The organism is Mycobacterium szulgai, from assembly GCF_002116635.1.
Lineage (GTDB): Bacteria > Actinomycetota > Actinomycetes > Mycobacteriales > Mycobacteriaceae > Mycobacterium > Mycobacterium szulgai.
Genome location: NZ_LQPW01000146.1, coordinates 20,780 through 41,277, shown reverse-complemented (window position 1 = coordinate 41,277; position 20,498 = coordinate 20,780). Strand labels below are relative to the sequence as shown.

Sequence of the window (20,498 nt, the reverse complement as noted above, 5' to 3'; positions counted from 1 at the left end):
GCGTCAGTCATGAGAAACTTGCGCACGCCAATTGCCGCTCGGGAGGCTGAAAGAGGCTCAACACGCCGATGCCGAAAAAATATGGGATCAAGGAAAAGGATCAGGTTGTCTCGCACATCCTGAACCTGGTCTTGACGGGCAAGCTACGCAGCGGCGACCGCGTCGACCGCAACGAAATCGCGCAGGGTCTGGGCGTCAGCCGGGTCCCCATCCAAGAAGCGCTGGTTCAGCTCGAACATGACGGCATCGTGTCCACCCGCTATCACCGCGGCGCGTTCGTGGAACGCTTCGACGAATCCACGGTCCTCGAGCACCACGAACTCGACGGCCTGCTCAACGGGATCGCGTCGGCGCGGGCAGCGGCCAATCCCACGCCGCGCATCCTGGGGCAACTCGATGCGCTGATGCGCTCGCTGCGGGCGTGCAAGGATCCGCGAAGTTTCGCCGAGATCGCGTGCGAATACCGCCGCACGGTCAACGAGGAATATGCCGGCCCGCGGTTGCACGCCACCATCCGGGCCTCGGACAACCTCATTCCCCGCGCTTTCTGGATGGTCTGCCAGAGCAGTCGCGACGAGCTGCTGCCGTACTACGAAGAAGAAACGTCGGCGATTCACCGGCGCGACCCCGAGGCCGCCAGGGCCGCGTGCGTCAGCCGCGCCGATCTGATGGCGCAGCGGATGCTGACCGAATTGGTTCGGCGCCGAGTGTTCATCCCGGCCGATGGGCCCTGTTTGGACCCGCTTCCGCTGCACGCCACGGCCGACGCGGGAGCTTCGTTCGCTTTCTAGCGCTCTGAACGGCGCGGGGTGCAGGTCTGCGGTTACGGTGACGGTGATGAGTTGCTGGGGCCGGCGGGCTAGGCGTGGCGCAAAGGTGCTCGGATTGGCCGCGACAATCCTGATCGTCGGCGGTTTGGCGGTGGCCCCGACCGCTGCGGCTGACCGCAATCAATGCGCGCCCGCCGGGGTGGAAAGTGCCACCGCACTGCCGACGGGCCTGACCGGCACCCCGAATGCGGGCCAGGATGACACCGACACCACCGCCGGTGTCGAGCCGCTGACCTCGGTGAACGGGGCCGCGCTGGGTCTCGGTACGCCGGGCGTGCTGACCGTCGGCACGCTCTCGGATGCCCCGCCGAACGCCTGCATCAACTCCACCGGCCGATTCACCGGTTTCGACAACCAGTTGCTGCGTGCGATCGCCGACAAGCTGGGCCTCAAGGTGCGCTTCGTCGGCACCGATTTCTCCGGGCTGCTCGCCCAGGTGGCATCGCGGCGATTCGATGTCGGCTCGGCCGCGGTGAAGGCCACCGACGCGCGGCGCCATACGGTGGCGTTCACCAACGGCTACGACTTCGGCTACGACACGCTCGTCGTGCCACCTGGTTCGCCGATCAAGGGATTCGCGGATCTCGAGGCCGGACAGCGGATCGGCGTCGTGCAGGGGACGGTGCAAGAGGCCTATGTCGTTGAGACGTTAGGGCTGCAGCCGGTGGAGTTTCCCGACTTCAACACGGTGTATGCCAGCCTGAAAACCCGCCAGATCGACGCCTGGGTAGCGCCGATCAACCTCGCCTCGGCGGTGATGCGGTCAGGTGACCCGGCCGTCGCGGTGGCGACCACCTTCAGCCTCGGCGACTTCGTGGCCTATGCCGTCGCCCGGGAGAACCGGCCGCTGATCGATGCGCTCAACTCCGGGCTGGACGCCGTCATCGCCGACGGGACGTGGTCGCGGTTGTACAGCGACTGGGTGCCGCGCGCACTGCCGCCGGGCTGGAAACCGGGATCCAAGGCCGCACCCAGCCCGCACCTGCCGGACTTCGCCGCCATTGCGGCTCGCCACCAGCGGTCCCAGACCGCACCCGTTGCCCCTAAGTCCACCCTCACCCAGCTGCGCGAATCCCTGCTGGACTGGGACCTGTACCGCCAGGCCATCCCCGCGCTGCTCACCACCGGGCTGCCCAACACCCTGATCCTGACCGGCAGCGCCAGCGTCGTGGGCCTGACGCTCGGCATGGGGCTGGCGGTCGCGGGAATGTCGAGTAAACGCTGGCTGCGCTGGCCGGCGCGGGTGTACACCGACGTCTTCCGAGGGCTGCCCGAGGTGGTGATCATTCTGATCATCGGGCTGGGTGTGGGTCCGCTGGTTGGCGGCCTGACCAACAACAACCCGTACCCCCTCGGCATTGCCGCGTTGGGGTTGATGGCCGCCGCCTACGTCGGCGAGATCCTGCGCTCGGGAATACAGAGCGTCGACCCCGGACAGCTGGAGGCCTCGCGTGCGCTGGGCTTCAGCTATCCGGCCGCGATGCGGTTGGTGGTAGTGCCGCAGGGCATCCGGCGGGTATTGCCGGCTTTGGTCAATCAGTTCATCGCGCTGCTGAAAGCGTCTGCGCTGGTGTACTTCCTCGGGCTGGTTGCCAAGCAGCGCGAGCTGTTTCAGGTCGGTCGTGACCTCAACGCGCAGACCGGCAACTTGTCGCCGCTGGTGGCCGCGGGGATCTTCTACCTGATATTGACTGTGCCGTTAACGCATCTGGTGAACTACATCGACAATCGGCTGCGCCGCGGCCGGGCCAAACTCGAACCCGAGGACCCTCCGGATGTGGTCTCCTCCACCCTCGGCCAGGAGATGGTATGACGACCGGTGACGTGCGACGCGAGCCAGTCTCATTGGTAGCCAAAGGCATTCACCAGATGCTTGGCGGCGTTGCGGTATTGCGCGGCGTGGACATCGACGTGCCAGCGGGCAGTACCACCGCGGTGATCGGCCCGTCCGGCTCGGGCAAATCGACATTGCTTCGTACCCTGAATCGGTTGCACGAGCCCGATAGTGGGGACATCTTGCTGGACGGCCGATCGGTGTTGCGCGACGACCCCAACGAATTACGGCAGCGCATCGGCATGGTGTTCCAGCATTTCAATCTGTTCCCGCACCGCAGCGTGCTGGATAACGTCGCGCTGGCGCCGCGCAAACTGCGCCGATTGCCCGCCGACGCGGCCCGTGAACTCGCGCTGAGCCAGCTGGGCCGAGTTGGCCTGAAACACAAGGCCGGTGCCCGTCCGGACACCCTGTCCGGAGGCCAACAGCAACGCGTCGCGATCGCGCGCGCGCTGGCCATGTCCCCACAGGTGATGTTCTTCGACGAAGCGACCTCGGCGCTGGATCCCGAAATGGTCAAAGGCATCCTGAAACTGATTGCAGACCTTGGTGCCGGCGGGATGACCATGGTGGTCGTCACCCACGAAATGGGCTTCGCCCGCTCGGCATCGGATGCCGTCGCATTCATGGATCATGGCAAAGTGGTGGAATCCGGCCCTCCGGAGCAGATTTTCGAGGCAGCAGAGACCGAACGACTGCAACGGTTCCTCTCCCAGGTGCTTTAGGTCGGACGCATGTTCTATTCCGGGTCTCCCGTCGCGGTTGTGTCGGGTTAGACTGCCGACTTATGGCGGACAGCGAACCCACAGCCCCGGAGGTGACGGAGCTGGCGGAGGGGCTGCATCGGGCGCTGTCCAAGCTGTTCTCGATACTGCGCCGAGGCGATCCCAACGGCGTGGTCGCAGGTGAATTGACGCTTGCGCAGCTGTCAATTTTGGTCACCTTGCTCGACCGTGGCCCCATCCGGATGACCGACCTGGCCGCGCATGAACGGGTACGTACGCCCACCACCACCGTGGCCATTCGCCGGCTGGAGAAGATCGGACTGGTGAAACGCTCGCGTGATCCGTCGGATCTGCGGGCCGTCCTGGTCGACATCACCCCCCAGGGCCGGGCAGTTCATGCCGAATCGCTGGCCAACCGGCACGCCGCGCTGGCCGCGATGCTCAGCCAACTTCCCCCATCAGACCTGGAGACCCTGCTGAAGGCACTGGCCCCGCTGGACCGGCTGGCAGCGGGTGAGCCGGCTGGCAGCTCGGACTGCCCTAATCGCTCGCAGGCCTGAAAGTGTTTGACTGCCAAGGTCATTGGTAACCGGTCAAGTCATGCCCACTGCACTGATCACCGGCGCCGGCGGCGGCATCGGCGCGGCCATCGCCACGGCGTTGGCGCCCACCCATACCCTGCTGCTGGCCGGCCGGCCATCGGCGCGGCTCGACGCCGTCGCGAATCGGCTCGGCGCCACCACCTTTCTGTTGGACCTCACCGACACCGATTCGATCGAAGCCAGCTGCGAAGTCATCGACGAATTGGATGTGCTGGTACACAACGCGGGGGTGTCCATCCCGGGCCGGTTCGCGGAATCACATGTCGACGAGTGGCGAGCTACGTTCAGCGTCAACGTTTTTGGCGTGGTGGCGCTCACTTTGGCACTGCTGCCTGCGCTGCGGCAGGCCGGTGGTCAGGTGCTGTTCATCAACTCCGGTTCCGGGCGCAATGTTTCACCGGGTATGGCCTCCTATTCGGCCAGCAAGTTCGCCTTGCGCGCCATTGCCGATTCGCTGCGGCAGGACGAGCCGGCGCTGCGGGTGACGTCGATCCATCCCGGTCGCGTCGATACCGACATGCAGCGCGAACTCGTCGCATACGAAGGCGGCGAGTATGACCCGGCGAAGTTCATCCGGCCGGAAACGGTGGGCCAGGTGGTCGCCAATGTGGTGGCGACGCCGCCCGACGGCCACATGCACGAGGTCGTGATCCGGCCGCGCTGATGCCTAGATGACGAGGTTGACCAGTCGGCCGGGGACCACGATCACCTTGCGCGGAGTTGCGCCGGCCAGAAACGCCCGCACCTTTTCGTCATCCAGGGCAGCGGCCTGCACCGTGTCGTTGTCGGCGTCGGCGGCCACCACCACGCGGCCACGCACCTTGCCGTTGACCTGTACCGGGTATTCGACGGTGTCGTCGACTAGATAGGCCGGATCGGCCTGCGGGAAGGGACCGTGCGCCAGCGAGGTGGTGTTGCCCAGCCGCAGCCACATCTCCTCACCCAGATGCGGGGCCAACGGCGCCAGCATCAGCACCAGCGGCTCGACCGCCGCCCGCGGTACTGCGTCACGGTGTCGCTTGGTGAGGTGGTTGGTGTACTCGATCAGCTTGGCGGCCGCGGTGTTATTGCGCAGTGCCGCATAGTCTTCGGAGACTCCGGCGATGGTGCGGTGCAGAGCGCGCAAGGTGTCGGTGTCCAGCTCGGCGTCGACCACCCGGGTCTCGCCGGTCTCCTCGTCGACCACCAGCCGCCAGACTCGCTGCAGGAAACGGTAGGCACCGACGACATCCTTGGTGGCCCATGGCCGGGATGCTTCCAGCGGCCCCATCGACATCTCGTAGACGCGCAACGTATCGGCGCCGTAGTCGTCGCAGATATCGTCGGGCGATATCGAATTCTTCAGGCTCTTACCGATTTTGCCGAATTCCTGAAACACCTCCGTCTCGGGGCCGTCGGACCCTTCCGGCCCAAGCAGGAAGAACCGGCCATCGCGCTCGACGACCTGCTCGGCGGGCACATATGATCCGCGGGCATCGGTGTAGGCGAACGCCTGAATGTAGCCCTGGTTGACCAGTCTGCGGAACGGCTCGCGTGAGCTGACGTGACCGAGATCGTATAAAACCTTGTGCCAGAACCTGGAATACAACAGGTGCAGCACGGCATGTTCGGCACCGCCGACATACAGGTCGACGCCGCCGGGGTCGTCAGGACCGTGTTCAGCCGGACGTGGACCCATCCAGTAGGCCTCGTTTTCCCTGGCGCAGAACCGCTCTGAGTTATGCGGGTCGGTGTAGCGCAGTTCGTACCAGGAGCTGGCCGCCCACTGCGGCATCACGTTGGTGTCGCGGGTGTAGGGCTTCAGGCCGTCGCCGAGGTCGAGTTCGACATGCACCCATTGCGTCGCCTTGGCCAACGGCGGCGACGGTTCGCTGTCAGCATCGTCGGGATCGAAAAGCACCGGCGAATAGTCGGGCACGTCGGGAAGTTCGACGGGCAGCGCTGCCTCGTCGAGGGCGTGCGCGCGGCCCTCACTGTCATAGACAATCGGGAACGGCTCTCCCCAGTACCGTTGCCGCGCGAAAAGCCAGTCCCGCAGCTTGAATTCGATACGCGCGCGACCGCGGCCGTCGGATTCCAGCCGTTGCGTGATGGCCTGTTTGGCGTCGGTCACGTTCATGCCGTTGAGGTAGCCGGAGTTGACCAGCACTCCGTCGCCGGCATAGGCGGCCTCCGAAATATCGCCGCCGGCAATGACTTCGACGATCGGCAGACCGAGGGCGCGGGCGAAGTCCCAGTCGCGTTGGTCGTGTCCCGGCACGGCCATGATCGCGCCGGTGCCGTACCCGATCAGCACGTAGTCGGCGATGAAGATGGGCACCTGTTCACCGTTGGCGGGATTGGTTGCGTAGCCGCCCAAGAAGACACCGGTCTTCTCCCGGCTCTCCTGGCGCTCCAAGTCGGATTTGGCCGCGATCGCGCGACGGTAGGCGGCGACGGCCTCGCCGGGCGTGGCACTGTCGTAGGTCCATGACGGGTTCACCCCGTCCGGCCAGGTCGCGGCGACGAGCTCGTCAACCAGCTCATGCTCGGGCGCCAGCACCAGATAGGTGGCGCCGAACAAGGTGTCCGGGCGGGTGGTGAATACCTCGATCTCGGCTGCCGAGCCGCCGGTGGTGGCGGCCGAGAACAGCGCCGAGGCTCCGGTCGAGCGACCGATCCAGTTGCGCTGCATGGTCTTGACCTTTTCCGGCCAGTCCAGCACATCGAGGTCGTCGAGCAACCGGTCGGAGTACGCGGTGATCCGCATCATCCACTGCCGCAACCGTTTCCGGAACACCGGAAAATTGCCGCGGTCACTGCGGCCGTCCGCAGTGACCTCCTCGTTGGCCAGCACGGTGCCCAGTCCCGGACACCAGTTCACCAGCGAGTCGGCCCGGTAGACGAGCCGGAAGCCGTCGATCACGTCGGCCCGCTCCCCCGCCGACAGCACCGCCCAGTCCCGGCCGTCATCGAGAGTCCTTGCACCAGAATCGAATTCGTTGACCAGCTCCGAGATCGGGCGCGCCTTATTGGCCGTCGTGTCGAACCAGGCGTGGTAGATCTGCAGGAAGATCCACTGCGTCCACTTGTAGAACTCGACGTCGGTGGTGGAGAAGCTGCGGCGACTGTCATGGCCCAGCCCCAGCCGGCCCAGCTGCCGGCGGAAGTTCACCACGTTCGCCTCGGTCCGGGTCCGCGGGTGGGTGCCGGTCTGCACCGCGTACTGCTCGGCGGGCAGCCCGAAGGAATCGAAGCCCAATGCGTGCAACACGTTCCGGCCGATCATCCGGAAGTAGCGCGCATAGACGTCGGTGGCGATGTAGCCCAGTGGGTGACCGACGTGCAATCCTTCGCCCGACGGGTAGGGGAACATGTCCTGGACGAAGAGCTTGTCCTGTGGCACAGCGCCGTCGGCGGGAGCCAGTGAGCCGACCGGGTTGGGCACGTTGAACGTCCCCGACCGGGCCCAATTCTCTTGCCAGGTTCGTTCCAGCGTCGCCGCCAACTCAGCTGTGTAGCGGTACCGCGGCGCGTCGGAGTCCGCGTCGTTGACACCGGGCGTACTGCCAGGTGCTGCGGTCGGCGATTCGGTCACGCCCAACAGGGTATAAGGGCGGCCCCGGCGCGCCCGGCGCCTATCCGCTGGCCACGGGTTGATCTCGGTTGCATTGCACCCCGATCAGAGGTTCATCCCAGCTGTATTTCAAGCCTGGTCGCCGCCGTTGAGCACTGGTTACATTCAGCCTCGATGGACGGGCACTGGCGCCCGAGTTACTCGGAGGGACCGACGAACCATGACTCACGTCGCGCGTAACTGGCGGGTATTCGCAGGAGGTATGGCCGCCGGTTTTCTCGGCGTGATGCTCATTGCGGGCGGTCGGGCATCGGCAGATCCGGCATTCCCCATGCCGCCGGTCCCCGCGCCCAGTCAAGCACCAGCAGCCGCCCCGCCCATCCAGAACCTGACACTGCCCGGCGGCGTCAACAGCAACAGATTCGCCCCCGCGCCGGCCCAGGCGCCCGTCCCCGCACAGGCACCGGCCGCGGTCGCGTCGCCGCTACCACCTGCCGCCCCCGGAATGACACCCGCCGCCGTAGCCCCAGTGCCGCCGGCCCAGACTGCGGCCGTCACCGGAACACTGCGCGACTACTTCAATGCCAAGGGTGTCAAGCTCGAGGCGCAGCGGCCGCAAGGGTTCAAGGCGCTCGACATCACCATGCCGATGCCGCCGCGCTGGACCCACGTGCCCGACCCGAACGTGCCCGACGCGTTCGCGGTGTTCGCCGACCGCGTCGGCGGCAACAGCATCTACACCTCGAACGCGCAATTGGTGGTATACAAGCTGGTCGGTGATTTCGATCCGGCCGAAGCCATCACCCACGGCTATGTCGACAGTCAGCAGCTCCTCGCCTGGCGGACGACGAACGCATCGATGACCAATCTGGGCAGCTTCCCGTCGTCGGTCATTGAGGGGACTTACCGCGAAAACGACATGACGCTCAACACCTCGCGGCGCCACGTGATCGCCAGCTCCGGACCCGATCGATACCTGCTGTCGTTGAAGGTGACCACAGCGGCGTCCCAGGCCGTGGCCGACGCGCCAGCCACCAACGCCATCATCAACGGGTTCCGGGTGGCGCCTCCCGGGTCCACCACACCCGCCCAAGCGCCCAGCCCGGCGCCCGCTCAGGCACCCGCTCGGGTGGCACCGACGGCACCGGTTCAGGCGCCGGTGGCACCGAGCCGACCCGCGCCTCTCGCCGTTCCCGGGCAGCAGCCCGCGCCCGGCCTCAGTCCTCTCACGCCGAGCATGGCGGCCGCCCAGCCGCCGCAGACGATGGTGACGCCCGGTCAGCCACCCCTGCTGACCGTGACACCGGTGCCTGGGCGCTGACCGCAACTCGCGCAGCCAGCCCGGCAAGCGCGTTCGCCGGTGAGCTCGTATTGTGAGCGCATGTTTATCGCCGGCGTGCTGTGCATGTGTGCGGCGGTGGCCTCAGCCGCGTTCGGTGTCTGGTCATTGGCCCACCAACCGGCCGCCGATAGCACCCAGCTGGCGCTGCGCGCCGTAGCGCCCACCCAACTCGCCGCCGCGATCATGCTGGCGGCCGGGGGAGTGGTGGCACTGGCCACCTCCCCGCACGCCGCCGTGGTGGTGGTGATCGTCTGTGTCGCCGGCGCGCTAGGCACGCTGGCCACCGGCTCCTGGCAAAGCGCGCGATACGTGCTGCGCCGTGCGGCGACCGGCTCCGGAGGAGCCGAATGTGGCGGCAGCTGCACGAGCTGCACCCTGTCCTGTCACTAATCTGCAGGTCCAGGCGTCGTGTGGCAGCGGCTGAAAGCGATCCCCCTCGATAGCTTTCTGTTGGCCTTGGCCGCAACGCTGGCCGTCGCCGCGCTGCTGCCGGCGCGTGGCAGCACAGCAGAGCTCATGTCGGTGATTGCCCGGATAGCCATCGCATCGCTGTTTTTCCTATACGGCGTTCGGCTGTCGCCGCAGCAGGCCTGGCACGGGATGCGCCAGTGGCGGCTGCACGTGTTGGTTCTGACGAGCACTTTCGTCGTCTTCCCGATGCTCGGGCTGGCCGCTGAGGTGCTGGTACCTGCGGTGCTCACCCCTGACTTGTACAACGGGGTGCTCTTCTTGTGTCTGGTGCCCTCGACCATGCAGTCCTCGGTCGCGTTCACCTCGATGGCGCGCGGCCACGTTTCGGCCGCGATCGTCAGCGCGTCGTTGTCCAGCATCCTCGGCATGGTTCTCACTCCGCTGCTGGTAGTCCTGCTGATGGACACCGGTGCCGGGTTCCGCGTCAACAGCGGCACGATCGCCGAAATAGTGCTGCAGCTGCTGCTGCCATTCGGTCTCGGCCAGCTGCTGCGGCCCTGGCTCGCTCCAGTGGTGGCCCGGCGAGCGGCGCTGGTCAAAGTCTTCGATCGCGGGTCTGTTCTGCTGGTGGTCTACACCGCCTTCTCGATGGGTATGGCCGACCGAATCTGGTCCAGAGTCGATCCATGGCGATTGGTCTGGATCGCCCTTGTCGCCGCCGCGCTGCTGGCGGTGGTGCTGGCCGGCACCACGGCTATGGGCCGGCTGGCCCGCCTCGACCGCGGTGACGCGATCGTGCTGCTCTTCTGCGGTTCGAAGAAGAGCCTGGCAGCCGGTCTTCCGATCGCGTGGGTGATTTTCGACGCGGCCACGGTGGGGCTGATCATGTTGCCGCTGATGCTCTTTCACCAGATCCAACTGGTGGTGTGCTCGGTGATCGCCGGCAGATTGGCGCGCGCGGCGCCCGAGGAAGCCGGGGTCTGACGCCGGAGCCGACGATTCGGATGCGCCGGTATTGTTTGCGCATGTTCATGCCGAGGATCACCAGATACCGCGGGGTCCGTGTGTGCTGAAGTGGCTGAACAAGAGCCCGATCGATGCGTTTCTGCTGGCGGTGGGCGCGGCGCTGGCCCTTGCCGCGCTGCTGCCGGCGCGCGGTTCCGCCGCAGCGGTCATGTCGGTGATCGCCAGGGCCGCCATCGCGATGCTGTTCTTCCTCTACGGCCTGCGATTGTCGCCGCAGCAGACCTGGCAGGGCGTACGTCAATGGCGGCTGCATCTGTTGGTGCTGGGTACCACATTTGTCATTTTTCCGGTGCTGGGGCTGGCGGCTCGGGTGCTCGTACCGTCGGTGCTGACCCCCGAGCTGTATGAGGGTCTGCTGTTCTTGTGTCTGGTGCCGTCGACCATGCAGTCCGCCGTCGCGTTCACCTCGATAGCGCGCGGCCATGTTTCGGCCGCTATCGTCGGTGCTTCGTTGTCCAATCTTCTCGGCCTGGTTCTGACGCCACTGTTGGCCGTGTTGCTGATGAATACCGGCGCTGGGTTTCACATCAATGGCGGCGCGATCGTCGAAATCGTGTTGCAACTGTTGGTGCCATTCGGGCTGGGACAGCTGGTGCAGTCCCTGCTTGCACCGGTCGTGGCCCGGCGTGCGGCGATGATCAAAATTCTGGAACGCGGGTTCATTCTGCTGGTGGTCTATGCGGCCTATTCGATGGGTATGGCCGAGCGAATCTGGGCCCGGGTCGACCCCTGGCAGTTGGTCTCGGTGGCCGTCGTGGCCGCAGTGCTACTGGGGCTGGTGCTGACCTGCACCACCGTGCTGGGCCGGCTGGTACGGCTCGACCGTGGCGACTCGATCGCGCTGCTGTTCTGCGGTTCGATGAAGAGCCTGGCCTCAGGGCTTCCGATCGCGTGGGTGTTTTTCGACGCCGCGACGGTCGGGCTGGTCATGTTGCCGGTGATGCTGTTTCACCAGATCCAATTGCTGGTCTGTTCATTGATTGCCACCAAGTTGGGGCGCGAGGCTGCTTCTGCTGAGACCGCGTCCGACGAGGCCAACGTCTGACGCCGACGTCCCGAATATGCCGATGGGCTCGTATTGTGGGCGCATGCTTATCGCCGGCGTCGTGTGCCTTGGCGTGGCGGTGGCGTCGGGCATTTTCGGCGTCTGGTCATTGGTGCGCAAGCCCAGCGGCGACACCAACCAGTTGGCGCTGCGCGCAATGGCGCCCACTCAAGTTGCCGCGGCGGTGATGCTGACGGTCGGGGGAGTGGTTGCGCTGGGCGCGTCTGGACACCTCGCTCTGGTGGTGCTGATCGTCTGCGTGGCCGGCGCGCTCGGCACGCTGGCCACGGGCTCGTGGCAGAGCGCGCGATACGCGCTGCGTCAGACTGCCCCTTCTGTGACGGCCGACTGCGGCGGCAGCTGCGCCGGATGCACCTTGTCCTGCAAGTAAGTTGCTAGCGCTGCCTAATTCCGGCTGACGTCGATCGGGTGGGTGGCCAGCATGGAAAGCGGCAACGGCTGGCGGCGCAACACCTGTCCCCACAGGTCTTCGCGCGGCCCGACCAACACGTCAGAGGGCAACGCCGACAGCACAATCCAATCGTCACGCTCGATTTCGCCTTCAAGCTGACCGATGGTCCAGCCGGAATACCCGGCGAAGATCCGCACACCTTCCACCAACGGCGCGATAATGTCGGGTTCGGCGTCCAGATCGACCATCACCATCCGGCCGGCAACATGGCGCAGGCCCAGCACGCCCTCCGGATCCGCGCCCACCCGCAACACCGCAAGGCACAGCGCCGCATCACGTTTCACCGGGCCTCCGATGAACATTGTTTTGGGCTTGGCCGAGAGTTTGGCCCACTGCGGCAACACGTTGTACACAGCGGTCTCGCTGGGCCGGTTGAGCACCACACCCAGGGTGCCGCCGTCGTTGTGCTCGACGATATAGATCACGCTGCGCCGAAACGTCGGTTCCAGCAGATCGGTGTTGGCTAACAGCAAGGTCCCCGCTCGCACACGTTGCGCGGCGGGCACCACATAGTCGTCGGAATCCTCGTGTGGCGCCACCCGAACATCATCGCACTCACTGCAACTGCGCCCGGGACAAACGAGCATGGCCCATACATATTTGTAATGTTGACGTGGCGGCGTAGAGCGCAGCGCGCCTTGCCTGCCCCGATTTTGGAAGTGGGTTCTGTGGTTCAAACCCCGGTGCACGCCAGGGCACCCGTCAGACTCTGGCGGTCGGTGCGCAGCATGCCCGACTTCTGGCGACTACTGCAGGTACGTATCGCGAGTCAGTTCGGCGACGGCCTCTTCCAGGCGGGTTTGGCCGGGGCGCTGCTTTTCAACCCGGACCGGGCCGCGGATCCGATGGCGATCGCGCGGGCCTTCGCAGTTTTGTTTCTGCCGTATTCATTGCTGGGGCCGTTCGCCGGCGCCTTGATGGATCGCTGGGATCGGCGGCTGGTGCTGGTAGGCGCCAACATAGGCCGGCTGGGTTTCATCGCCGCGATCGGCACGATATTGGCGATGCGCGCCGGTGATCTGCTGCTGCTGTGTGTTGCATTGTTGGCCAACGGTTTATCCCGCTTCGTTGCCTCCGGTCTGTCCGCGGCGTTGCCCCACGTGGTGCCGCGCGAAAAGGTGGTCACGATGAACTCGGTCGCCACCGCCTCGGGTGCCGTCGCGGCCTTTCTGGGCGCCAACTTCATGCTGCTGCCGCGCTGGCTTGCCGGCGGCGGCGACCGGGGTGCTGCGGCGGTCATTTTCACCTCCGCCGTTCCGGTTGCGCTCTCACTGCTGCTGGCGCTGCGGTTCGCACCCCGGGCGCTCGGCCCGGACGACACCAAGCGGGCGATTCACGGATCGGCCGTGTACGCGGTGGTTACCGGTTGGCTCCACGGCGTACGCACGGTCGCCCAGCTTCCGACCGTCGCCGCCGCGCTGTCGGGATTGGCCGCACACCGGATGGTGGTCGGCATCAACTCGCTGATCGTCTTGCTGCTGGTGCACCACATGACCGACCCGGACGTCAAAGGGTTGGGTACCGCCCTGGTGTTCTTCGCGGCTACCGGTCTGGGCGCTTTCCTGGCCAATGTGCTGACGCCGTCGTTGATCCGGCGGTGGGGACGCTATGCCACGGCCAACGGTGCGCTGGTGGCGGCCGCCGTCATCCAGACCGCGGGCGCCGGGCTACAGGTAGCCGTCATGGCGGTATGCGGCTTCATGCTGGGTGTCGCCGGTCAAGTGGTCAAGCTGTGCGCCGATTCGGCGATGCAGATCGACGTCGATGATGCGTTGCGCGGCCACGTGTTCGCGGTGCAGGACGCGCTGTTCTGGGTGTCCTACATCGCGTCGGTCACCGTTGCTGCGATGTTGATACCCGCCGATGGGCACGCGCCTGCATTTGTGTTGTTCGGGTCAGTGCTCTACTTGTTCGGGCTCGTCGTGCACAGCTTCGTCGGTCGCCGCGGTCAACCCGCGAACAAGCGTTAAGGAGGTTCCTTCATGGCCGGTCCCGGTCCGATCGTCGCCGATCTGCGAGCCGAAAGCGACGACCTCGACGCGTTAGTGGCGCCGCTTCCCGCGGATCGCTGGGCTTTGTCGACGCCGGCGCCGGGCTGGACCATCGCCCACCAAATCGGTCATCTGTTGTGGACCGACCGTGTCGCGCTCACCGCAGTCACCGACGAGGCCGGATTCGCCGAGCTGCTGTCCGCGGCTGCCGCCGACCCCAGCGGATTCGTCGATGCGGGCGCCGAGGAGCTGGCGGCACGGCCGCCGGCAGAGTTGCTCGACGATTGGCGGGATACCCGCGGGCGGCTGCATTCGGAGTTGCTGACGGTTGCCGACGGCCGCAAGTTGCCGTGGTTCGGGCCGCCGATGAGCGCGGCGTCGATGGCAACTGCGCGGTTGATGGAGACCTGGGCACATGGTCTGGATGTCGCCGACGCGCTCGGCGTCACCCGGCCCGCGACCGACCGGCTGCGCTCGATCGCCCACCTCGGCGTGCGGACCCGTGATTACGCGTTTTTGGTGAACAATCTGACACCGCCGGCCGAGCCGTTCCTGGTCGAACTGCGGAGCCCCGGCGGCGACACCTGGTCGTGGGGACCCTCGGATGCGGTCCAGCGGGTCACCGGCACGGCGGAAGCGTTCTGCTATCTGGTCACTCAGCGGCGGGCGCTGCGCGCCCTTGACCTGACGGCGGTAGGGGAAGACGCGCAGAAGTGGTTGTCGATAGCGCAGGCCTTCGCGGGCCCGCCCGGCGTCGGGCGATGAGCGCGCGCAGCGCGCGAAGAGAGCCGGCGCCATTCAGCTCACACGTCGGGCGATGAGCGCGCGCTGAGTGGGCTTGTCACATCCGCCACAGTGGCCCCGAGCTGGAGTGGCCAGTCTTTTGCCCGCCTCTGAGCGACAGCTTTTCGTGTCGCTCGGAGGCGGGCAAACAGGCATCCGAACAGGTAAGAGGCACACGTGCCGGTTGGGGCTAATGTGACGACGGACTACCGCGAGTCGATCGGGTCGCCCTCGACCACCACACGCGCGCGTGTCACGGGCTCTTTGTCGCCAGCTGCGCCGTTGGCGCGGCCCAGCATGCCCGCCGGCGACATCGGCATTGCAGAACCACCCATCCCGGCCGAGGCAGTGGGACCCCGGACCTCGGCGGCATTGAGCACACCGGCTCGCAGGCTGGTCGGCCGGCCACCCGGTTCGAAGCTGCTGGTGGGCCGCGTATAGCTGGTCAGTCCAGCGCCCGGGAAGGCGCCGCCCCCGCCACCGCCTGCAGCGCCGCCTGCGGTACCGCCGACAGCGGCGACCGGTTCCGCGACGGCGGTCGCGGCACCCGAAGCCCCGCTGCCCGTCGGAAACATTCCGCCCATCGCCTGCATCATGCTCTGCGGCAGACTGCTGAAGCCCTGCATCGCTTGCATCGGCATTTGGGCTAACTGTTTCAGCGGCTCGGTGGCACTCGACAGCATCTGCATGGGTTGCTGCATCAAGGAACTGAGCTGCCCCGTCGCATCGGCGGGAGAGGATGCCGTCTGCCCTGCGGTCTGCGCGGCTTGACCCGTGGCTTGCACGGCGTTGTTCATGCCGGACTGTGCCGCCGATTGGGCCACCGTTTCGGCCGCAGCCGCCGGGGCGGCCGGCGACGCGCCCATCGGCGCAACCGGGGGCGGGACCGTCAACGCCGCGATCAGGGCGCTCAGCGCTCCCGAATAGGCCCAGCCGATACTCGAGTTGTGCGGCCAATGCTCGCCGAAGTACTCACCCTCACGCTCGGCGATTGCCGGGGTATTGATGCCGAGGAAGTTGGTGGCATTCAACACCGCCGTTTCGGCGCGGTTTGTCGTCGAGACCACCGACGGGATCACCGAAGACCTCGCTATGGTGAAGGCCTCCACGGCCGCTTGGGTGATACCGATCTTTTCCGCGGTCCACCCCACCAGCGTCTGCAGACCGGCGTTGAGTCCCGTAGCGGTCACCATCGAGGCGACCGCGCCCACGCCCTGCCACTGCGTGGCCATGGCCAAGCTGGTCACCGTGGACAGGCCCGCTGACAGTTCCTTATTGGCGGTCTCGGCGACCCATACGACGTTGTTGGCGATCACCGAGGCGGGGGAGCCGGCCTCGAAGATCGTCGCGACGAGTTCGGGTGGGCCGGTCCAACGTGGATCGGGCATGAAGTACGCCTACTAAAGCGCGCTGGCCGCTGCGCGAGCCGCCTCGGCGGCCAGAGTCGTTGCCGACGCCAGGCCTTGTGCACCTGAGAACGCTGCCCGCTGCCCGACGTGCTCGCCGGCGCTGGCCAGATAGGCGGCTCCGGCGGCGTTGAGCGCGGCCGCAAACTCCATCGAATCAGCGTCAGGCGCCATCGGCATCACCCCGGTGAGCGCGGCTGCGCCGGCAGCTGTGGTGGCCGCCATCTCCTCGCTGATTCCGGCCTCCGCGGCCGCCGACATATCAACGGCGCCCGGAACCATCCCGAACAGGCCACCCATACTCGCCTCCATATCCAATCGCACAAATCGCCCGCCCTAGCAGAGCGGTCTGAGTTTAAATTCGGTCCCGCCGGCTGTCGATTCAGGTTTACGGGTCTCCTACCAGCACCCCTTCCATCACCCCGTCTGTGGTGACCAGCAGACCACGCCCGGGCGGCAGCTGCTGGGCGCTGGTCCTACCGAACACCTTGACCGCCGCGGGGTCGTTGTCCATGAACAAAGTCGGCGCTCGAGAGCCCGTCATCTTCTGCAGGAACGGGTTGGTTACCGACACGCCCGCCCAGTTGCCGGGCAGGCGCGAAGCGATTACGTGCAGACCGATCTCGCGCCCGCGCTCGATCAGGCCCCACAGCGGCGCCGTAGCCGCACCCTTGCCGACCACACCATGTGGTCGCAGCTCTTGTTCGTCGTCAATCAGGATGAAATGGTGCGGGCCCTCCCAGTTGCTACGGTTGAGCAGCTCTTCCTGGCTCAGGCCCGAAGGAGGAAGGCGATCACGCAGGATCTGGGCCAATTCTCCGATTACCGTGTCGATGTCGTCGGCGGTGTAGGCGTAGGCCCGCACGTGATCGCCCTGAATCTTGCCGATCAGCGAAGTCTTGGGATCGATGATGGTGACCTGGGCCTGTTCGGGGGTGAACCGGCTGACGATCGCCTGGCCGAAAACAGCCAAAGTCGTTGTCTTACCGCACAATTGGCGGCCGACGATCAACATGTTCGGCGCCACTCGGGTCGGCAGCACCGCGGGTTGCAGCGCGGTTTCGCCGATCCCGAAGGGTAGGTTCAACGGGTCGGCGGCCTCGGCGGTGCCCGCGAACGCGCTCATCACCTCGCTGAGCGGAACCCGCCCCGGCAACCGGGCCAGGCTTTCCACCCGTCCGGCGCCGGTCAGTCCGGCGATTCGCGGACCGACGTCACGCGTCGCCACTCGTTCACCAGCCACGTCGATGATCTCGGGCACCCCGACCAGCAGCTCGAAGCCGTCCCGGGTAACGCCGAAACCGGGCCGGTCCAGCGTGTTGCGGGCGGCCTTCTTACGCTCGAAACCTTCACCCATCTGCGTTTCGTCGGGGTTGCTCAACCTCAGCTGGATCCGGGCGTTGGACACGTTGACCAGTTGCTGCTTCTGGCCCACCAACCAGGCGGTGGCACTGGTCATGATGTGCACTCCATATGACAGGCCCTGGCGGGCGATCGCGATGGCCCGCTCGCCCATCGCGGCGTCCTTGTCGTAGAGGTCACTGAAGTTGTCGATGACCAGGAAGACATCGCCGAACTTGTCATCGGGGTCGGTGCCCGCAGGCCGGTCCACACCATCGCCACCGAACCGTCGCTCCCGAAATTCGGAGATGTCGATTTGGTACCTCTTGAATGAGGCCTCACGCGCCAGGATCAATCCCTCGATCGAGGCGATGGTTCGGGACACTCCCTCGCTGTCGGTCGGGCTCACCACCGAGGCCACGTGCGGCAGTCCTTCAACCGGATACAACGACGCCCCAATACAAAAGAACGTCACCCGTTCGGGCCGGTACATCAATGCCGCAGCGGTCATCAACGTCATCAGCGTGGTGGACTTGCCGCGCTGCGCGGTGGCAACCACCATGATGTTGTCCATCTCGGCGTCAAGCGCGTGCACTCGCTGGGTGTGTTCCTCGGGAATGTCTACGATCCCAACCGGAAGAACGAGGCCCGGGTTGTTGCCGTAGTCGACGTTCCATTGTTTGCCACGCCAGCGCGCCACCAACGTGTCGATCGGCTCCCTGACTTCCAAAGGAGGAAGCCAGATTTGGTGCGGCGGTCGCGCGGGGTGTGAGAGCAGCGAGTCCCGGATGACGTCGACGAGCTTCTTCTTGCGAAAGCCGTCGGAATGGAAGAGGAATTCATCGGGCTCTTCGGGTTCGTCAGCCGTGGCCAACGCCGCGCTGTCAGCCTCACTCAGCGGCTGGTAGGCCCAGGTGTAGGCGCGCGGCTGGGAAAAGCTCACGGCCACAGTCTTATTCACATCGACCACCCGCTTCGGCACGACGAACGGTGCCGAGACGTAGAAGCAGCGGAACTGATCCAGATCGCGGGGACCAACCTTCAGCAGCCCGTAGCCGTTCTCCTTCGACGGCAGATGCAGAGCGGCGTCGCTGCCGATGACATCACGGGAGTCTTCTGCGGTCTCGGCCCGCAGCGCCACCCGAAAAGCGATGTTGCTCTTCGCCTTACTCAGCGAAGACAAATCCAGTCGCTGGCCGCCGAGGGTGAAGAAGACGTTGCAGCCGCGACCCTCCTGCCCGATGTGGATCACCAGATCGATCCACTCCGGGTGGTGGATGAACAACTCGAGATACTCATCGATGATCACCAGTAGGATGGGCACCGGCTCCAGGTCGCGCCCGGCCAGCCGCATCTCCTCGTATTCGTTGGCGTCCCGGGCTCCGGCATTCTTGAAAAGCCGATATCGCCTGGCGATCTCGCCGTTGATGGCTTTGCGCATCCGTTCGGCGAGGTGACGGTCGTCTTTGCCGAGGTTGGACAGGGAGCCCGCGACATGCGGGAAACCCTGCAGATCCTGTGCGGCCGACTCGAACTTCATGTCGACGAAGATCACGATGAAGGTCTCCGGCGAATGCGTCAGCGCGATGCCGCTGCACAACGACAAGAAGTACTCGGATTTACCGGAACCAGACGTACCGATCACCACGGAGTGGAATCCGTAACCACCAAAATCCTTGGCGCGCAGAATAATATACTGGAGTTCGCCGCCTTGCCTGACGCCGACGGGGACCATCGCCCATTTCGGATCACCCCGGCCGCGGCTTTCCCCCCACAGCCTGTCGACATCGAGCTCCCGAGGATCGGCGATGCCCAGCGCCCGCAGCAATTCCCCGCCCTGGCTGTCGGTTTCGGACAACTCTCCGGCGCTCATCGGCGACCAGCGGGCCAGCGCCCGCGCGTAGCGGTTGGCGGTGCTGTCGGCGAGCATATCGGCCACCGCGTAGAACGTGTCGCGATGCATCAATCGGCCTTCGCGCAGCGTGAAACACTCGGTTTCGTCAGCGAACCCGACGCCAACGCCGACGCGAGTTGCCAACCGCAACACCGTGATACCGGTCATGCCTTTCTGTCCAGTCACGCCTTCCCATTGCTCGGGCGTACCCACGTTGTCGTCGACGATGACCCAGTGCGGGCCCAGCACTAGCCCGGTGGACGTCTCGATCGGCGACGGCATCGATGTGGGACTGGCCCCGACCGGCGGCGTCCACGGGCCGCGGCCCTTGCGGTGCAGTTCAGCGTCGAGCGCGTCCTCCAGCTCCGTGGGGGAGGCGAACACCAGCCGGCGCAGCCCGCACGCATCGAACATCTCGTCGTGCTGGTTGTGCGGCAACCACACCAGCCACGACCAGAGCTCCGGATGGCGGGTGACGACCATCAGCTTTACGTCGTTGGGGCTGTGATACACCGCGAGCGAACACAGGACCGAACGGACCAGGGCATGCAGTTCGCCGGGATCCTCGCCGATGAAACTGAAGCCGGGTTTGGACCGCAGACTGAGCACCTTGCCGATCCCGCGAATCTTGCTCTGCTCGATGATGAAATCCCGCAGCGCGCCACCGGTTACCGGTTCGAGCTCTTCACCGACCGGAACGTCAGGCCACTGCAAGGTGACCGCGGACTCGCTGGCCTGCTGCACCCCGATGCCGAGGCGGACGTCGAGAAAGTCCGAATCCGTCGCGCGCCGTTCCCACATTCGCGGGCCCCCGATCACGGTGTCAAGCTGCTGCGGATCACCGTGCACGTACAACTGGCTGCGTCGCTGTTCCTGGGCGGCGCGCTGGACATCGTCGCGGTCCTCATCGAGCTGGCGCAGATAACTGCGGCGTTGCTTTTCCTGTTCGCCCCAACTGATCCGGCGCCCACGACCGAACCGGCCGCCGAACATCAACGTCCCGAAACCGACCAGGCCGACCATCGGAAAAAACCCCGACTGCAGCGACCGGATACCCGATGCGTACATCACCACCAGGGTGCCGACGATCCCGATCAGCAGCGCCGGAAGAGCGATCATCAGCATGATGTTTCGCGGTTCCCGCTCCGGCAATGCCAGCGGCGCAGGGACCGCCACGCGCACCGGCGGAACGTCCGACGCCAGCTTGCGCTTGCCGCGAACGAAGCCACGTTTCGACATG

General features: G+C 65.9%; 17 protein-coding genes. 12 read left to right on the top strand and 5 right to left on the bottom strand.

The features are described from left to right. Positions 1-68: 68 nt before the first annotated feature. The 5 genes from AWC27_RS21430 to AWC27_RS21410 all read left to right on the top strand — a co-directional run bounded on the left by AWC27_RS21430 (position 69) and on the right by AWC27_RS21410 (position 4,655). The gene (locus AWC27_RS21430; RefSeq protein WP_085672335.1) at positions 69-791 is read left to right on the top strand and encodes a GntR family transcriptional regulator; all 723 of its coding nucleotides are present in this window, start codon (positions 69-71) and stop codon (positions 789-791) included. Between the two features lie 46 nt (positions 792-837). Next, the gene (locus AWC27_RS21425) at positions 838-2,643 is read left to right on the top strand and encodes an ABC transporter substrate-binding protein/permease (RefSeq protein ID WP_211281682.1); all 1,806 of its coding nucleotides are present in this window, start codon (positions 838-840) and stop codon (positions 2,641-2,643) included. Next, positions 2,640-3,389 carry an amino acid ABC transporter ATP-binding protein gene (locus AWC27_RS21420; RefSeq protein WP_085672333.1) on the top strand — a complete coding sequence of 250 codons (750 nt, stop codon included), beginning with the start codon at positions 2,640-2,642 and terminating at the stop codon, positions 3,387-3,389. Before AWC27_RS21425 ends, AWC27_RS21420 begins: the two co-directional genes overlap by 4 nt. A gap of 62 nt (positions 3,390-3,451) precedes the next feature. After that, on the top strand, positions 3,452-3,949 hold the full coding sequence (locus AWC27_RS21415) for a MarR family winged helix-turn-helix transcriptional regulator (protein WP_085672332.1): 498 nt from the start codon (positions 3,452-3,454) through the stop codon (positions 3,947-3,949). Between the two features lie 40 nt (positions 3,950-3,989). Further along, positions 3,990-4,655, top strand: coding sequence for an SDR family oxidoreductase (locus tag AWC27_RS21410; RefSeq protein ID WP_085672331.1), 666 nt, complete (start codon positions 3,990-3,992; stop codon positions 4,653-4,655). A gap of 3 nt (positions 4,656-4,658) precedes the next feature. Here AWC27_RS21410 and leuS read toward each other — a convergent pair whose 3' ends face one another. Next, complete coding sequence (leuS, locus tag AWC27_RS21405; protein WP_085672330.1) at positions 4,659-7,568, bottom strand: leucine--tRNA ligase; 2,910 nt, start codon at positions 7,566-7,568, stop codon at positions 4,659-4,661. Positions 7,569-7,767: 199 nt separating this feature from the next. Here leuS and AWC27_RS21400 point away from each other — a divergent pair, with 199 nt between their 5' ends. The 5 genes from AWC27_RS21400 (at position 7,768) to AWC27_RS21380 (ending at position 11,762) form a co-directional block, all read left to right on the top strand. Then, complete coding sequence (locus tag AWC27_RS21400) at positions 7,768-8,868, top strand: LpqN/LpqT family lipoprotein (protein WP_085672329.1); 1,101 nt, start codon at positions 7,768-7,770, stop codon at positions 8,866-8,868. A 60-nt stretch (positions 8,869-8,928) separates the two neighbouring features. Next, positions 8,929-9,279, top strand: a complete 351-nt coding sequence (locus AWC27_RS21395; protein WP_085672328.1) for a hypothetical protein — start codon at positions 8,929-8,931, stop codon at positions 9,277-9,279. 18 nt (positions 9,280-9,297) lie between these two features. Further along, positions 9,298-10,284, top strand: coding sequence for a bile acid:sodium symporter family protein (locus AWC27_RS21390; RefSeq protein ID WP_085672327.1), 987 nt, complete (start codon positions 9,298-9,300; stop codon positions 10,282-10,284). Between the two features lie 82 nt (positions 10,285-10,366). After that, positions 10,367-11,371 carry a bile acid:sodium symporter family protein gene (locus tag AWC27_RS21385; protein WP_308207109.1) on the top strand — a complete coding sequence of 335 codons (1,005 nt, stop codon included), beginning with the start codon at positions 10,367-10,369 and terminating at the stop codon, positions 11,369-11,371. 43 nt (positions 11,372-11,414) lie between these two features. After that, on the top strand, positions 11,415-11,762 hold the full coding sequence (locus AWC27_RS21380) for a hypothetical protein (protein ID WP_085672326.1): 348 nt from the start codon (positions 11,415-11,417) through the stop codon (positions 11,760-11,762). 14 nt (positions 11,763-11,776) lie between these two features. Here AWC27_RS21380 and AWC27_RS21375 read toward each other — a convergent pair whose 3' ends face one another. Further along, positions 11,777-12,430, bottom strand: a complete 654-nt coding sequence (locus AWC27_RS21375) for a YqgE/AlgH family protein (protein WP_085672325.1) — start codon at positions 12,428-12,430, stop codon at positions 11,777-11,779. Positions 12,431-12,448: 18 nt separating this feature from the next. Here AWC27_RS21375 and AWC27_RS21370 point away from each other — a divergent pair, with 18 nt between their 5' ends. Together AWC27_RS21370 and AWC27_RS21365 are read left to right on the top strand one after the other, a co-directional pair. Further along, a complete protein-coding gene (locus AWC27_RS21370) occupies positions 12,449-13,813 on the top strand; it encodes an MFS transporter (protein ID WP_085672324.1) in 1,365 nt (454 codons plus the stop codon). 12 nt (positions 13,814-13,825) lie between these two features. Then, entirely contained in the window at positions 13,826-14,599 is a 774-nt protein-coding gene (locus AWC27_RS21365) for a TIGR03084 family metal-binding protein (protein WP_085672323.1), read from the top strand. 224 nt (positions 14,600-14,823) lie between these two features. Here AWC27_RS21365 and AWC27_RS21360 read toward each other — a convergent pair whose 3' ends face one another. The 3 genes from AWC27_RS21360 to eccCa form a co-directional block, all read right to left on the bottom strand. Continuing rightward, on the bottom strand, positions 14,824-16,005 hold the full coding sequence (locus AWC27_RS21360) for a PPE domain-containing protein (RefSeq protein ID WP_085672322.1): 1,182 nt from the start codon (positions 16,003-16,005) through the stop codon (positions 14,824-14,826). Between the two features lie 12 nt (positions 16,006-16,017). Next, entirely contained in the window at positions 16,018-16,323 is a 306-nt protein-coding gene (locus tag AWC27_RS21355) for a PE family protein (RefSeq protein WP_245847374.1), read from the bottom strand. A gap of 88 nt (positions 16,324-16,411) precedes the next feature. Next, positions 16,412-20,497, bottom strand: coding sequence for a type VII secretion protein EccCa (gene eccCa / locus AWC27_RS21350; protein ID WP_085672321.1), 4,086 nt, complete (start codon positions 20,495-20,497; stop codon positions 16,412-16,414). Position 20,498 lies beyond the last annotated feature (1 nt).